The 16121-nt window shown below is 44.4% G+C and carries 16 protein-coding genes; 5 read left to right on the top strand and 11 right to left on the bottom strand.

The features are described 5' to 3' along the window. Positions 1–34: 34 nt before the first annotated feature. Together MKY63_RS11510 and MKY63_RS11505 are read left to right on the top strand one after the other, a co-directional pair. Positions 35–1243, top strand: coding sequence for an MFS transporter (locus MKY63_RS11510; RefSeq protein WP_038573785.1), 1209 nt, complete (start codon positions 35–37; stop codon positions 1241–1243). Positions 1244–1301: 58 nt separating this feature from the next. After that, positions 1302–2144 carry an aldo/keto reductase gene (locus MKY63_RS11505; protein ID WP_076099739.1) on the top strand — a complete coding sequence of 281 codons (843 nt, stop codon included), beginning with the start codon at positions 1302–1304 and terminating at the stop codon, positions 2142–2144. Positions 2145–2148: 4 nt separating this feature from the next. Here the strand turns inward: MKY63_RS11505 and MKY63_RS11500 are convergent, their stop codons facing one another. From MKY63_RS11500 to rlmN, 4 genes are all read right to left on the bottom strand, one after another. Then, positions 2149–3078: an AEC family transporter gene (locus tag MKY63_RS11500; protein ID WP_076099740.1), complete on the bottom strand. Its 930-nt coding sequence runs from the start codon at positions 3076–3078 to the stop codon at positions 2149–2151. A 157-nt stretch (positions 3079–3235) separates the two neighbouring features. Next, positions 3236–3715, bottom strand: a complete 480-nt coding sequence (gene greA / locus MKY63_RS11495) for a transcription elongation factor GreA (RefSeq protein WP_076099741.1) — start codon at positions 3713–3715, stop codon at positions 3236–3238. Between the two features lie 109 nt (positions 3716–3824). Next, positions 3825–4112, bottom strand: coding sequence for a DUF6509 family protein (locus tag MKY63_RS11490; protein ID WP_036682221.1), 288 nt, complete (start codon positions 4110–4112; stop codon positions 3825–3827). 79 nt (positions 4113–4191) lie between these two features. After that, positions 4192–5262 (bottom strand): 23S rRNA (adenine(2503)-C(2))-methyltransferase RlmN, encoded by a 1071-nt coding sequence (gene rlmN, locus MKY63_RS11485; RefSeq protein ID WP_036682223.1) that lies wholly within the window; start codon positions 5260–5262, stop codon positions 4192–4194. A 155-nt stretch (positions 5263–5417) separates the two neighbouring features. On the opposite strand from rlmN, the gene MKY63_RS11480 reads away from it, so the two are divergent. After that, on the top strand, positions 5418–6476 hold the full coding sequence (locus tag MKY63_RS11480) for an endonuclease/exonuclease/phosphatase family protein (protein ID WP_339812898.1): 1059 nt from the start codon (positions 5418–5420) through the stop codon (positions 6474–6476). Positions 6477–6492: 16 nt separating this feature from the next. On the opposite strand, the gene MKY63_RS11475 is transcribed toward MKY63_RS11480, so the two are convergent. The 4 genes from MKY63_RS11475 to MKY63_RS11460 all read right to left on the bottom strand — a co-directional run bounded on the left by MKY63_RS11475 (position 6493) and on the right by MKY63_RS11460 (position 9806). Next, positions 6493–7746 carry a polysaccharide deacetylase family protein gene (locus MKY63_RS11475; protein ID WP_076202065.1) on the bottom strand — a complete coding sequence of 418 codons (1254 nt, stop codon included), beginning with the start codon at positions 7744–7746 and terminating at the stop codon, positions 6493–6495. A gap of 5 nt (positions 7747–7751) precedes the next feature. Continuing rightward, positions 7752–8474 (bottom strand): hypothetical protein, encoded by a 723-nt coding sequence (locus tag MKY63_RS11470; RefSeq protein ID WP_076124118.1) that lies wholly within the window; start codon positions 8472–8474, stop codon positions 7752–7754. A gap of 175 nt (positions 8475–8649) precedes the next feature. Next, entirely contained in the window at positions 8650–9315 is a 666-nt protein-coding gene (locus MKY63_RS11465) for a glycosyltransferase (protein ID WP_172628870.1), read from the bottom strand. A gap of 134 nt (positions 9316–9449) precedes the next feature. Then, positions 9450–9806 carry a nucleotide excision repair endonuclease gene (locus MKY63_RS11460; protein WP_036682230.1) on the bottom strand — a complete coding sequence of 119 codons (357 nt, stop codon included), beginning with the start codon at positions 9804–9806 and terminating at the stop codon, positions 9450–9452. Between the two features lie 255 nt (positions 9807–10061). Between MKY63_RS11460 and MKY63_RS11455 the strand changes: the two genes are divergently transcribed. Further along, entirely contained in the window at positions 10062–11552 is a 1491-nt protein-coding gene (locus tag MKY63_RS11455) for a peptide MFS transporter (protein WP_339812894.1), read from the top strand. 67 nt (positions 11553–11619) lie between these two features. Here the strand turns inward: MKY63_RS11455 and MKY63_RS11450 are convergent, their stop codons facing one another. Together MKY63_RS11450 and MKY63_RS11445 are read right to left on the bottom strand one after the other, a co-directional pair. Further along, positions 11620–13035, bottom strand: coding sequence for a hypothetical protein (locus tag MKY63_RS11450; RefSeq protein WP_076278256.1), 1416 nt, complete (start codon positions 13033–13035; stop codon positions 11620–11622). Between the two features lie 163 nt (positions 13036–13198). Beyond that, complete coding sequence (locus MKY63_RS11445) at positions 13199–13951, bottom strand: SDR family NAD(P)-dependent oxidoreductase (protein ID WP_038573803.1); 753 nt, start codon at positions 13949–13951, stop codon at positions 13199–13201. A gap of 187 nt (positions 13952–14138) precedes the next feature. On the opposite strand from MKY63_RS11445, the gene MKY63_RS11440 reads away from it, so the two are divergent. After that, on the top strand, positions 14139–14780 hold the full coding sequence (locus MKY63_RS11440) for a helix-turn-helix domain-containing protein (protein WP_076124124.1): 642 nt from the start codon (positions 14139–14141) through the stop codon (positions 14778–14780). A gap of 123 nt (positions 14781–14903) precedes the next feature. On the opposite strand, the gene MKY63_RS11435 is transcribed toward MKY63_RS11440, so the two are convergent. Further along, positions 14904–16025, bottom strand: a complete 1122-nt coding sequence (locus MKY63_RS11435; protein WP_339812890.1) for a nitric oxide synthase oxygenase — start codon at positions 16023–16025, stop codon at positions 14904–14906. Positions 16026–16121: the final 96 nt, after the last annotated feature.

Below are 16121 nucleotides of genomic sequence, written 5' to 3'. Positions count from 1 at the left end.
GGCCGGTGATTAACACAGCGTAGGAGTGAAAGAAATGTCCTTAGATAAAAGAAGAAGCACCTTGGCGCTCTTAGCTCTAGCCATTAGTGCCTTTGCCATTGGTACCACTGAGTTTATCAGTGTGGGGCTGCTGCCTCTAATCGCCACGGATCTGCATATACCGGTAACCACAGCCGGGTTGACCGTTACTTTATACGCTTTAGGAGTAACTTTTGGCGCACCCATCTTAACGTCGCTAACCACGTCGATATCGCGCAAAACCTTACTGCTAAGCATTATGATCGTCTTTATTATCGGCAATAGTCTTGCGGCGGCTGCGGACGGGATTACATTGCTGTTAATCGCGAGAGTAATTTCCGCACTGGCACATGGCTTGTTCATGTCGATTGCTTCGACCATTGCCGCCGACCTCGTGCCTGAGGATCGTAAGGCCAGTGCCATTGCCATCATGTTCACAGGACTTACAGTAGCTACTGTTACTGGCGTTCCGCTAGGTACGTTCCTTGGCCAACAACTCGGCTGGCGTGCTGCATTTGTTGCTATTATTGCTATCGGGCTTATAGCACTCATCGGCAATCTGATCCTTGTTCCTTCATCCGGGCTGCGCAAAGGTACCCACACACCCCTTCGTGAGCAAGTTAAGCTGGTCACCAATGGGCGTTTACTGCTTGCCTTCGCGATTACAGCTTTGGGCTATGGGGGCACATTTGTAGTCTTTACTTATTTATCGCCCCTTCTGCATGAGATCAGCGGCTTCAAAGAGAATACAGTCGCCGTCATCTTGCTTGTATACGGCATTGCGATTGCCATCGGGAACGTGATTGGAGGTAAAGCCGCCAACCGCAAACCGATGAATGCTCTATTCTATATGTTTGCAGTCCAAGCTGTCGTCTTATTTGTCTTAGCTTTTACCGCACCTTATAAGGTTGCCGCACTGATTACGATCTTCTTTATGGGACTGTTAGCTTTCATGAACGTGCCCGGCTTGCAAGTACATGTTGTTACGCTTGCAGATCGATATGCGCCAAGTGCACGAGATGTAGCTTCTGCATTAAATATTGCTGCTTTTAACGCTGGTATTGCCATTGGTGCGTACCTTGGCGGCATCGTCACAGATCATATGGGACTGATTCATACCACTTGGGTAGGTGCAATCATGGTTCTGTCCGCAGTATTACTGACGGCATGGAGCCGTGCTCTGGAGAAGAAAGATGAGGCTCCTCTCCAGACTAAAGCTGCTTAAACAGCAGTCCATTAACAACCCAAACAAACTTTTAAATATCTTAGGAGGTTACTTTATTATGGCTCAACATCTACAGGATACAACTACATTACACAACGGTGTAAATATGCCTTGGCTAGGGCTTGGCGTATTTAAAGTAGAAGAAGGCGCAGAACTGATACAAGCGATCAAGTCCGCTATTAAACACGGTTACCGCAGCATTGACACTGCCGCAATTTATGAGAATGAAACAGGCGTGGGACAAGCCATCCAAGAGGCTCTACAAGAGAACAACTTGTCCAGAGAAGAGCTTTTCGTAACCTCAAAGGTCTGGACCGCAGATATGGGCTACGAAGAGACCATCGCCGCCTACGAGACTAGCTTAGCTAAACTCGGACTTGAATACCTGGATTTGTACCTTATCCACTGGCCTGTAAAAGGAAAATATAAAGAGTCTTGGAGAGCGCTTGAAACGTTGTATAAAGAGGGCCGGGTAAAAGCCATTGGGGTCAGCAACTTCCAGATTCACCATCTTGAAGATGTACTGAAGGATGCTGAGATTAAGCCTATGGTCAATCAAGTTGAATTACATCCTTATTTGAATCAGCAAGAGCTGCTAGACTTCTGCAAAGAGCAAGGAATCCAATTAGAAGCTTGGTCTCCATTAATGCAAGGTCAATTGTTCGATCAGCCTGTACTGAAAAAAATTGCCGCCAAACATGGCAAATCCGTCGCTCAAGTTATTGTCCGTTGGGACCTGCAACGTGGGATTATCACTATTCCTAAGTCTACTAAAGAACACCGGATCATCGAAAATGTAGACGTGTTTGATTTCAATTTATCTGACGAGGATATGACTCTAATTAACTCTCTCAACCAAGATCAACGGGTAGGTCCAGACCCAGATCATTTTGATTTCTAAGGGCTTACGCACCTTGCACTAACACTATAAGCACCGGCAACACGAGAAACGAAGCAAGCGTCGTCCACAAAATACATTTGGATACCAGCTCCGGTGAGGCATTAAAGCGCTCGGCTAACACTACGGCGTTGACGGCAACTGGCATAGAAGCCAAAATTAGCAGCACAGAGAACAAGGTCCCGGTAATTTGCAGGATCGATAATCCGAGGTAAGCCACTAGCGGCGCTAAGATTAATCGAATCGACATCCCTGTCCAAAAAGTAGACTGGCCCTTGCGTGCGGATGGCATGGTTCTCACTTTAACCATCTGTGCGCCAAGGATCGCCAGTACCACCGGCGAATATCCTCCAGCTACCAAGGCAACCCCTGTAGCCACCTCTGTAGGCAAATGCAGGCCAAAGATGCGGAGAAGAAGGGCCAACAGAGCTGCGTAAATGGCAGGAAGCGAAAAGACCGATTTCACTGCATTTTTTACCGAGAACTGAGATCTTGCTGCAAAATAAACGCCTATCGTATTCACGATAATCATCTGTCCGATCACATATACAGAGGCCTTATCGAGACCAAGCTGTCCGAAAGCTAGCAGCACCAGCGGAAGTCCATAATTCACACTATTCGTAAACGTTGAAATCAAGGTCAGACCGGATACTTCGGATGGATCTAGCTTCAATAATTTGCCCACTATATTCGCAATCGCCCATAAGAAGATTAGATTCAGAAGCGAAAAGGCGAGCGTCTTATAAATATCATCCATGGAAATCTCGGCAGTAGCCAATGTATTTAGAATAATTGCCGGCGTTAAAAAGTATAGATAAAGCGTCAATAACGGCTTCGTATCCAGATTCTTAAACCGCCCAAGCAGCGCACCCACGATCACAGGGATGGACAAAGGCACGATGACTTGGTATAACGTCGTTAACACACTTTGGATCATGAATAGAACTCCTCTGCTGTAGGTTACTTCAAACTATAAGCGCAACAGCGCAGAACGTCTAAGATATGAAATCAATATACCTCATAGCCAAAACCTATCATGCCAACAAAAAAAGCTCCCAGCCCCTACAAAGGGTTGAGAGCTTTTCGGTATATTGTTACATCATTTTGATCTCAAGCAACTCATATTTAATGATGCCCATCGGTGCATTTACACTAACAATATCGCCGACCTTTTTACCCAGCAATTCCTTGCCTAGCGGGCTTTCATAGGAAATCTTGTTCTTAAGAACATCTGCCTCAGCAGCTCCAACAATTCTATATTCGATCTTCTCCGAATATTCGATGTCATTCAGAATAACAATACAACCCATACTAACCTTTGACAGATCCATTTGGCTCTCATCCACGATCTTGGCTTTGGTCAACATTTTCTCCAGAATCATAATACGAGTCTCCATGAACGATTGATCGTCCTTGGCCGAATGGTACTCACTATTTTCCTTCAAGTCTCCATAGCTGATCGCCAATTTAAGCCGTGCGGCCAATTCCTTACGCCCTGCGCCTTTCAATTCCTTCAGCTCTTCCTCTAATTGAGCCAACCCTTCTTTGGTCAAGAACACTTCTTCATTAGACATGTATACAACTCCTATTTAGATAATTTACAGCTTGAACATATAAATGCTTATATTTTAAAAAAATCCCTGCCACAATTGAACATTGGGCAAGGAGGTCAATGCTGCTTAATTATTCTGGCAAATGCTCTTTACAAAAAAGGAGTAACGCTTCTTCCTCGTCCTCTTCCATATCGAAATCGAGCAGTTGACCTGAAGTTGTCTCCTGTAGATCATAACTTACGATGCTGACTTGATCTTCATCCACCTTAATAATCGCTCTAGCGGATACTCCGTTCTCTACATACAGCTCATCATCCTCTGGAACGTCCAGTTGAACGACAAATTCATACCGTTTACCGGTTAGTATACCGAAAGGATCTTTTACATTCTCCACATTGTAGCCCGTAAATGTCAACATAACTCAATCAACCTCTTTTCCTAATACCTGCCACGTCATTGTATCACAAAAAGTAACATATTGTTGTCGAGGTAGTCCATCAAGCCATGGCTTTGGATTTCTTGATTTGTTTGCTTCGCAGCTGTCCGCAGGCAGCATCAATATCCACACCATGCTCCAGACGAGTGCTTACGCTGACACCCTGCTTCTTCAAGGTATCAAAAAAGGCCCGCACCGTCTCCCGCTCGCTTCTTTGATATTGGCTGTGTTCATCCACCGGGTTATAAGGAATCAAATTCACATTGACGAGCGGGCGTCGATCGCCAATCAGCTCGGCCAGTTCAAGCGCATGCTCTCTGCCGTCGTTTACATCCTTCATCAGAATGTATTCCAGCGTAATTCTCCGCTTGGTTTTCTCCAAATAATAATCTATAGACTCCATTAGCTTCTCTATTGGAATGGCCTTGTTAATCTTCATGATCTGCGTCCGCAGTTCATTATTAGGGGCATGCAAAGAAACCGCCAGGTTCACCTGCGTATTCGCATCCGCAAATTCAACGATTTTGTTAGCCAATCCGCTCGTTGATACGGTAATCCCTCTACCCGCAATTGCTAGTCCCTTGTGATCTTTGACAATCGCCAGGAAATCGAGCAGGTTCTTAAAGTTATCGAATGGCTCGCCAATGCCCATCACTACGACGTGACTGACCTTTTGATCCAGGTTCGCCGCATCCAGATGCTGCTGGACCTTCATAATCTGCTCCACAATCTCTCCGCTGGAGAGATCCCGGCTCTTCGCCAACAGCCCACTTGCACAGAAGCTGCAGCCGATATTGCAGCCCACTTGCGTGGTTACACATACAGACAAGCCGTATTTCTGTCTCATAAGCACTGTCTCGATCAGGTTGCCATCCTTTAGGCGGAACAGGAACTTAATCGTTCCATCCGCAGATTCCTGCTTCACATGTTCTTCCAAGGTATGAATGACAAAATTCTGCTCTAATAATTCTACACAATCTTTATTTACATCGAGCATTTCCGAAAAGTCTGTAATCCGCTTCCGATAAAGCCAATCCCAGACCTGCGTAGCCCGAAACTTTTTATGTCCACGTTCTAACAGCCATGCCGCCAGTTGATCAAAAGTTAATCCATAAATGGATTCTATATTCATTCGTTATCCTCTTTTCAAAACGTTAAAGTTCAGACCATCACTACTCATTGTCTCAAATTTTTTTTATTAAAACAAGGGGAGTTATTGGGTTGTGTCGAAGTTTACACCATTAAAGTCTGTTCTATGAACATGTATCTAAGGAGCGATGGAATCATATGGGTTCAACAAGAATAAAAGCAATCAGTCTCACCCTTCTAGCTGCCGTTCTAATCCTTGGCGGTTTTTTAGTGTATATTACCCTCACTGACTACAAACCACAGGAGATTACTACCCTTACTGTAAACAATAATCCGCAGCAAGTACTGAAGCAGGGAGAGTCCTTCTCGGTAACCACCTTTAATATTGGCTACGCCGGGTTGGATAAAGGCCAAGATTTCTTTATGGATGGCGGAACAAAGTCACGCTCAAGCAGTAGGGAACAAACGAAGACAAACCTTGAGGCCGTAGCGTCCCTTATGACAACTACAGACTCGGACCTGTTCATGTTGCAGGAGGTCGACGTCGATTCTTCCCGTAGCAACGGTATAGATGAAGTCTCTTTCTTGTCGAATAAGTTCGCTGATTACAGCAATGTTTTCGCGACCAACTACAAGGTACCTTGGGTACCGCTTCCAGTTCTTGATCCGATGGGCTCGGTGAACAGCGGTTTATTAACTTTATCCCGTTTTAACAGCACAAGTAATATTAGATATGATCTCCCGGGCAAAGAAACCTGGCCTCGCCAACAGTTTGATCTCGACCGTGCTTTTGTGGAGAGCAGATTGCCCGTTGATAACGGAAAAGAACTGATTCTGATCAATCTTCATTTATCAGCTTTTGACCAAGGCGGAACGATTCGTAAACAGCAGTTGGAGTATTTATCGGCTTATATCAAGAAGGAGAATGACAAAGGCAATTACCTCATCTTAGGGGGAGATTGGAACCATTCCCTTCCGGGTACAGCTCCTGATGCTTTCGAGACAACGCAGGATTGGCCGCAATGGCTGCAAGAATTCCCTGAACATTTTCAACAGGGCTTTCAGTGGGCTGTAGATGCCAAGGTACCCTCCGTCCGGACGCTCGATGTTGCCTATACAGAAGGTGTGAATTTCCGCGCAGTGATTGATGGCTTTCTAGTCTCACCAAACGTCAGCATAAGCGGCGTACAGGGTCATGAGTTATCCTTCGAACACAGTGATCACAACCCTGTAACAGCCACTTTTATTCTGCAATAACATGGATTCTCTGATTCTATTTAAAAACAACAAATTTCAGGTTTTTCTCTTGGAAATACTTAATGATAGCGGGCAAAGCTTCTACAGTAATCTTCTTTTCGTGAAATAGATAGACTCCGCCGGACGGATCGGCATGATGAACATATTGAAGAATATCCTCTGGGTTCTTGACGTTCCAATCCTCGGGATCACGATTCCACAATAATACCTTCATCTGCTGTTCCGTCACCTTGGCGGTTAACTTGTCATTGATCGCCCCATATGGCGGCCGAAAAATAGTAATCGGTGATTGTGTAATTTGCTCCAGCGCCTGATTAGTCTTCGCCAAGTTAATCCGGTTCTCCTCAACGCCATTAGCAGTCATTTTGCTATGATCCCACGAATGACTCCCAACCGACATCTTATGCTCATTAGCATACCTAACGGCTTCCGCATTATGAGCTACCTTATTCCCAATGAATAAAAAGGTGGCAGCCACCTTATGTTCTACTAGAATATCTACGATCTCTTTCGTATACTTTGACGGTCCATCATCAAATGACAAGGCAACATAACCCTTTGGCAAACTATACAAAAATTCATTCTCGGGTAATTCATACTTTTCGTACGGTAATGTCTGTTCTTGAGGAGGGACTGAAGGTTCTGGTGTAGGCTCGGCTTGCTGGTTATGAACCGATATCGTCTGCGCAAGGGTAACGAACGGTACCGAAAGTAATGGCTCAGAGTCGGCCTCTAATACGGGTTCCTCCAGCGCTTCAGCACTATCTACGAGTTGTCCATCCATTCGCAGAGGTAACACAAATATCAAACAAGCGAACATGAGACACAGCAGTGCAACCAGTCCAATTCGTTTGGTCTTCTTTCTGCTTATCCTATGCCCTGGTTCTGTAGAGGGAAGCATGGTCTGAACTACCCTCTCCTCTTCTGCTTGAGGATAGTCCTGCTGCTTTAATTGAAGAAGTTGGTTTACATAATTTTCAGAACAGGCAAAATACAATGTTTCGCTGTAAGCTCTGTTCATTATAATCAGTGTGCTGTAGTAACTATTCCGAAACGGATCCCACTTCGGATACAGCGACAATCTCATTCTCCCTCCGGAAAAGGGACCTAGCGCCTTCAATTGTTCGTATGTAAATTCATCTATGGTGAGCTTGCTTCTTGCGTACCCAACATTACGGGTTAGACCTACCTCAATCTGATAACCGGCCTGTTCATGCTCAAGCGACAGTAACTCAATCATTAGAATGGTGTCCGGTTCCTTAGATGCCATGAATCCTATGTATCTCCGTTTCCATCGTTTCGATCCGTCAGACTACTGCCACTCCCAAAAGGAACCGTCATCCGATTGGTGAAATCGCTGATCATACCCGAGAGATACGCCTTTTCTTGGCGAATCGTATCGTACTTTTGTTTTAGATGTGCATTCTCAATCTCAACCCGTCCGATTTTCTCTTCCAGATCATTCATCTTTTTGAGTTTCTCTGCATGGGCTTCGTTATGTTTTTGAATCAGATTTACATATTTTTGCTGCTCCAGCTCAATGGTACTCTTCAATTCCTCAATCTCAGCTGTGAGCGTAGTTTGAAGCTCCCGGTAATCCTCCAGCACTTGATCGACCTTCAAATTTCTCTCAATCAACTTATGCTCAAGCTCGCGGACATTCTTTTCTCTTTCCTCAATAACCTTATTGAGGTTCTTCATATCCCGGTTTAAGCGCTCCACATGACTGCTGGAATGGGTTAACCGATCCTGAAGCTCATTAATATTGGTCTCCGCATGTTGTCTGGCCTGAATAATCTGCTCCACGGAGAAGATCAAATCGAGTGATTTTTTATCAAGCTGAGCTTTGCCTGTAGTAACCAATCCAGCTAAAGTCTCGTCCGAGGTCTTTTCTTCTATTTCTTCGACCTGTTCATCTAATAATTGTACCTTTTGAACCATATCCGACTTGGATTGCTTATCCACTGAATCTTTCTTTTTAAAAAAGGGGGAAATCATCGATTTTATCACCTCAATTATAAAAAAATGTCAAAAAATGTCGAGTGCCCACGAGTCTATTATAGTTTACTTATCTTGTATGTAAGTGAGCCTTTATATCTAACTTTCTGAAATGCACCTAAAGACCTATTCTCTTCTGCAAAATAAAAAAAGCACCCCTTCGGGTGCTTTGATTTCAATTGAATTTATCGGGAAATTGTTTGATCAATCCCTCGGTTAAGATATCTGCGAACATGATCATATGCTCCAGCCCTTTATCAAATGCGACAATTTCGGCATCCCAATCCTTTTTTACTCTAGCTGTCACGTCATCAGTAATCAATTCCAGATGTTCATGAAGCATTTCCTTTAATTGTTCATAAGAATATTTGGGGTTCTGACTACTAAGAAACTTGGCAATGTCATCAGCGTTGGCATACCACTCTTTATTGTATTTTTCCACATCGGCCTGATTTCCAGCCTTTACAGCACCTAGAACTTTTCCGGCAATAAGAATATGCTCCCGCAATAATTGAGCCAGCTTATCTCCAACCGCTTCACCGTAATACGGTTTAAAGACATCCCCTATGTCCTGCTGATTCTGTAACAGCCTTGCCAGCACCTTATCCTTGTCCTCAGAATCTGCAAAGGCGCTAACAATGTAGTTCTTTGTCCATACCACATGATCGATCCATAACTTCCTAAGATTATCCTTAAGCTCAATTACGGAGGGGGTTAAGCATTGCTTGTGGGAGCTCTTTTTCTCTTTAGCTGCTGCTGCATCGGCAATTGTAGGTGTAACACTTACAACCAGAAACATACACAATAAGGTTAGCTTCAACATCAAATACTTATTTTTCAATATGACCTATCTCCTTGTGAACAGTGATGGATTTGAATATCTTGTATATTGTGCACCTTTACTTCCATTTCATTCGCAACTATTCTCAGAACACAAAAAAGCACCATCACGTGGACGGTGCCTGGGTCTTACTTTTATCTAAACATCACTTTATCTACGTTGTATTTAGATTTCAGTTCATTAATGATATAGGTTTCGTAGATCTCTCTATGAACTGGACTTTCGATTAAACACACATCAATTCTGGTGACCTCGTCCCGATGTTGCTTGATGTCAGATACGGTGTCTTCAAAATGTTTTTTAATTCTTGGTCTTAGCTTTCTCGCTTTACCTACAAACAACAACTCATCCTGATCATTGTAGAACATAAAGATACCGCCGTAATCTCTCGGAATCAGGTGAAAGTCCGTAAATCCGTAAATATTGCTTAACTGCGGGTTAATTTGTTTAGTAATACTAACATCCGCTTTTGGAATCGTTATGTTGATCATTAGCTCACGTCCTCTTTCTATATAGGAGTAAATAGTATCATAAATCGCTAAGTAAGACCATTCAATCTGGCGCAGTCAAATAAATACAATAAAAGCAAGTTCGATCGATCTAATAGAAATATCACTAAAAAATATGGCATTATTCAAAACCTTCCTGCCCAAGGGTTACGGTCTTAGACAGGAGAGGATTATAAATAAAATAGAGGCGTTTGCATCATGATATATAGATATTTATCATCTAGGAGGATTTGATTCATGGCAGTAACAGACCGGCAAAAAATAGTAGATAGCGTCCCGCAAAAGGGTTTCTTCGGACATCCTAAGGGACTTTTCACCCTTTTCTTCACAGAATTTTGGGAGCGTTTCTCTTATTATGGCATGCGAGCTATCCTTGTCTACTACATGTATTATGAAGTGAGCCAAGGCGGTCTCGGATTACCTGAAGATATGGCACTTTCTATTATGTCTATCTATGGATCGCTTGTATATATGTCAGGGATCATTGGAGGCTGGCTTGCGGATCGGCTTCTCGGGACTTCGAGGGCTGTTTTCTACGGCGGCGTTTTAATCATGTTCGGGCATATACTACTGGCTATTCCAGGCAATACCACATTGTTTTTTGCTTCGATGGTTTTAATCGTACTCGGAACGGGTCTACTGAAACCCAATGTTTCAAGTATTGTCGGCGAAATTTATAGCGAGCAGGATAACCGCCGTGACGCTGCCTTCAGCATTTTTTATATGGGTATTAACCTGGGAGGATTTCTCTCCCCACTAATTGTTGGCGCAGTAGGCATGAATAATTTCCATCTAGGTTTCTCGATTGCCGCAGTCGGAATGTTTGTTGGACTAGTCGTTTATATTATGACTCGCACAAAAAATCTGGGTTTGGCCGGTACGATTGTACACAACCCTATTCCTGCAGATCAGAAGAAAAAGATCTTTACTCGGATTGGTGTAGGATTAGTTGTACTTGCGATTTTGATTACGATCGGCATTCTTACCGGAGTGCTTACCTTTGAAACATTAATAAAAATAGTAGGGGTATTAGGCTTACTTATTCCTACGATGTATTTCATTATGATGTACCGCAGTCCCAAAACAACAGCCGTTGAACGGTCAAGAATTCTCGCATACATTCCTTTATTTATCGCATCGATTATGTTCTGGGCGATTCAAGAGCAGACTTCCACAGTTCTAGCTAGTTTTGCTGATAAACGGACCCAATTGGATTTTGCAGGCTTACACATTTCTCCTGCTTGGTTCCAATCGCTTAACCCGCTGTTTATTATCACTCTTGCACCTATATTTGCCTGGTTGTGGTTAAAGCTCGGTAACCGTCAACCCTCGATTCCGCAAAAGTTCTCGCTTGGTTTATTGTTTGCCGGTTTATCCTTCCTGGTGATTCTAGTACCTGCTTATTTCGGTGGAGCTAATTCACTTGTGAATCCATTATGGCTGGTACTCAGCTATTTTATCATCGTAATCGGGGAGTTATGCTTGTCCCCTGTGGGCTTATCAGCAACGACCAAACTGGCACCGGCGGCTTTTACCGCTCAAATGATGAGTATGTGGTTCTTATCGAATGCCGCTGCTCAAGCAATTAATGCTCAAATTGTGAAGTTCTATACCCCGGATACCGAAATGATGTACTTTGGAGTAATTGGTGGAGTGGCCCTTATCCTTGCGCTTATCCTCTTCCTATTCTCTTCCAAAATTCAGAATTTTATGAAAGGGATACATTAAAGACACCCAAAGGCTGCCCGAGATCTTCTCGGCAGCCTTTTTTTGGTTTCCTATAGTTATCCAACCTCTACACCAGAAACATGGCGACAATCGTCGTGACTACCAGCCCAATCAATACAGGCTTAACATTCCGTCTTGCCAGCTCAAAGGGGCTTACTCCGCAAATAGCAGCCGCCGGAATCAATGCCCACGGAATCAGCGTGCCTCCACCCACCCAAATGGCAGCTACCTGACCCAGCGCAGTTAAAGTCGCCGCATCGGAATGTGTGGCCACCGCAAACAATTTCCCAATAGACCCGGCAAGTGAAATGCCCGAGAACCCTGAACCATCTAGGCCTGTAATGGCTCCGGTTATAGTTGCGGTCACAGCACCCACTGCACCGTTCAGAGGAACGTTATGCGCTAGAGCGACCCCTAGATCATTTACAATCCCCTGAGATGCGGCGGGCAGCACTTTGCCGAATAATTCAGCAAACGCCGAATCCCCCAGATAGAAAAAAGCGGCAATCGGTATCACAGGACCAAATACTTTGAAGCCAAACGTAAGTCCATCAATCAGATAAGTAGTTACTTGCTCCAATCCTTTATTACGATGTGCCAACAAGGTTACTACAACCAGAATGAACACCGCAGTACCACCAACTAAGGCAGTTGCGTCTCCACCCTGCAAATCGAGCAGAAACATGCCTGCTACATCGGCTAAAAACAGGATGGGAATGGCGATGGCCAGCCATTGTTTCAATGCTGGATGAATCACCGCTGGATCTTCTGCCGTATCATTCTCTGCAGATAACGCACTCACGGCACTTTTCCCGGCAATAAGACCGTCTCGCCAAGTTCCCTTCTTCTGATCTCTGCGCATCATCCAATACGCCGTTATCGTAGTCACCACGCCCATAACAATTACAAGCGGAACACTCGCCTCCATGACACTGGTCACCGGAAGTCCGGCCGCATCTGCTGTTAGTTTAGGTGCACCTTGAATAATGTAATCACCTGAGAGCGCAATCCCGTGGCCAAATAAATTCATTGCCATCGCCGCTCCAAGAGCCGGCAGTCCCACTCGAATGGCAACCGGCAGCAGCACAACCCCGATCAAGGCCACTGCGGGTGAAGGCCAGAAGAACCATGAGGTGACCATCATAATCAGACCGATCCCCCAAAAGGCTATGAACGGTGTGCGCAAAAAGCGGGTAAGTGGAGCAACCATGATTTCGTTAATCCCCGTGCGTGTTAATACCCGGCTCATGGCTACTATGATCGAAATAATCATGATCGTACCCATTAGCTCCTTGGTTGCATATACAAAAGAGTTGAATACACCTGTGACCGAACCACTGACAGTTTCTGTGGCTAACCACCCAAGTACAAAGATGCCCGCAATACAGATCATCGTTGTGTCCCGTCTCTTGATCAGAAGTGCCATTATAAATACGATAAATGCCAGATATACATAATGGAGCGCTGTTAACTGGATGCCCATCTCTGCACCACACCCTTCTCCTACTATCCGAGTGCTATATGGTATGCAGGGGTGTAGGCTAATGTTCAGTAGAAATGGGCCTAAAACAGCAAAAGAAGCCGTCCCGCGCGTAGAGAAAATCTACGTATGGGACGGCTTCTTAATGTTTCTTAATTAGAGATTATTATTTAGCTACAACTCCGCCATCAACCGGCAGCTCAACACCTGTAATGTAAGAAGCTTCATCAGAAGCCAAGAACAATACAGCTTCAGCTACTTCAGAAGCACGTCCAACACGTGGCAGCGCAGTCTGAGACATAAAGAAGCTATGCATTTTTTCGTTATTTACAAATTCAGCACTCATTGGGGTTTCGATAAATCCTGGGTGAACAGAGTTCACACGAATGTTATCTTTACCAAAGTCTACAGCCGCTGCTTTACTAAGCATACGAACTGCACCTTTTGAAGCTGTATAAGCACCAGCACCGCTGCTGCCAGTCAAACCTGCGATGGATGAAATATTAACGATGGAACCACCTTTATTATTCTTCATTTGAGGAACAACATGCTTCATGCCAAGGAATACGCTGCTCACGTTGATGTTCATTACTTTGTTCCATTGATCAACAGTGGATTCGAGCAATTGAACCGGGAATGAGATCCCTGCATTGTTTACCAAAATGTCGATTTTCCCGAACTTGCTAATCACATCTTCTACAACCTTGATCCAGTCTTCTTCGGAAGCCACATTATGTGCATAAGCTGCTGCTTGACCACCATTTGCTTCAATTTCCTTCACAACTGCTTGTACGGCAGCCTCGTTAATATCAGTGGCTACAACTGTAGCACCTTCTTTGGACAATAAAAGGGCTTCTTCACGGCCCATGCCGCTGCCTGCACCTGTAATAATTGCCACTTTATTAGTTAGACGATTCATAATTAGGTCTCCTCTATAATCGTATTGTGATATAATATTTGAGTGATGATAGTCACACTATCACTGTGATATACATCATATCATTTTTACAAAAGAACTACAACCACTCCTTGCTTAATCCAATAAACGGTGGATATAATACTAATAATTGAAAATCCCAATCAAAAAATGGAAGGGTCTAGCCCTCATGAATCCTAAAACACGATACGAAAAAGAAAGATCCGATGGTAAGCAGCAACGATTAATTACGATCCTCGAATCCGCAGAACGAGTATTATCACAAAAAGGAATCGAAAAGTCGACGATGCAAGATGTCGCAAGCGAAGCCAATATCGGGATTGCGACGTTATTTCGCTATTTTCCCAGAAAAGAAAAACTCGTAGTGGCTGTAGCCACCCGAATGCTGGAGCCTATGCTCGATCATTTTAAATACGTAGCTGACTTGCCCCTTACTTGTCTTGAACAAATCGAGAAATTATTTGATTTCTTTATTCAGGATCAAAATCATCTAAGTATTATTTTTATGGTCAATTTCGAAAGCTACGCCTCACACTCAAATGAACCTGTTGAGGATGTTCTGAGCTTCAATGCACTCAACCGCAAAATTTGGCATGAATACTCCAGGATCATTCAAAATGGGGTAGAAGACGGCTCTATTCGTGCGGGTCTCCCCGTAAAAGAGACCTTAATTACGCTCATGAATAGCTTTGCCCTCTTTTCCAGAAAACTAACGATGAAAAAAAACATTCTCCTGCTGGAATCGGATCTAGACTCCGACGATCAGCTTGAGCTACTTAAACAAATTTTTCTGGATCATTTAAAAGCCTAAAAAGCGCCAGTTTCCTTAGGAGGGGAACTTGGCGCTTTTTCTATAGTCAAACAAAAAGAGACATTTCCGAGGAAAATGCCTCTATCCAGATTAAAGTTGCGACCTATATACTGCCTTCGTTAGCTAGTGAAACGGGCAGGTTGCGACGGATGATTGTTGATAAAGAAAACGAGGGCTGAAATCATATTCTTTTAACGTACGATCATGCCAAATCGGTGTAGACGAAGGTGACATAGGCGGAATCAGCCAGGACCAGCGCCCTGAGACTTGGCGCCCCTGCTCGTTCTCCTGTTGCTGGAATCGAACAAATTGATCTGCTGCTGTATGGTGATCCACGATGCTGACCCCTGCTTGCTTGAAGGAATGCAGCACTGCGCGATTCAGCTCAAGAAGCGCCCGATCCTTCCAAAGCGTTGTGTTGCTGGAGCGATCCAGTCCCATCACATCAGCTATAGCTGGCAAAGTGTTGTATCGTCCAGTATCCCCCAAGTTACGCGAGCCGATTTCAGTCTCCATGTACCAACCGTTAAAAGGAGCAGCCGTGTACAGAATACCGCCAATTTCCAACTGCATGTCCGCGATAATGGGTACAGAATACCAACGAAGCTGAAGCTCAGCAAAACGTTCAATTTCAGGATGTGTTAACGGTACCTCCTGAATGAAGTGATCAGGAATAGGGAAAACGCAGGGATGCCCGTTGCCAATACTTATCACTAACGGCAACACATCATAATCGCCACCCGTTCCTTGCCAACCTAGTTGCTGGCACATTTTTGTGAATTCATCCGATGCCGGATCGCCTGCACGTCCGTGTTCTTCATCGCCAGGATAACCGGCATAACGAATCAATTGGTGGTTCCAGATCCGAATCCGCTGATTCGGATCTTCTCCGCTGCGGAAGACCGTGATGAGTGAACGAATACGTCCTCCGTTGTTCGCCTTTTCCAGATGTCGCAGCAACGCTTCAGCAACTTGTTCCTCAGTCTCTGCTTGGCGTTCATCGATTAGCTCAATGGATTGCCAAAAAAGACGCCCAATGCAGCGGCTATTGTGGCGCCAGGCCATTCTTGCACCATGCGCTAATTCTTCCGTTGTATGTGTGTAACTGCCTGATTGGTTAATTTCCTCATGTACGGCTAGGATGCGATGATCCGTCTCGGCTTCAGACTTATCTAGTTCAGCGTAACATTGTCGAATGAAAGCTTCCGCCTGCCGGGTTAATTCTTCGATGTGCTTGCCATTCATATCCCTTATCCCCCATCTAAACCCTTGCTTAAACTCTCAATCCAGTATAACATCCCTCTTCCTATGCCACATCTTTCAGGGAACAGCGCATAAGAA

The organism is Paenibacillus sp. FSL R7-0189 (assembly GCF_037969925.1).
GTDB classification, from domain to species: Bacteria; Bacillota; Bacilli; order Paenibacillales; family Paenibacillaceae; genus Paenibacillus_AQ; species Paenibacillus_AQ odorifer.
Note: the sequence above shows the minus strand (reverse complement) of the source record. Positions and strands in the feature narration are given on the sequence as shown.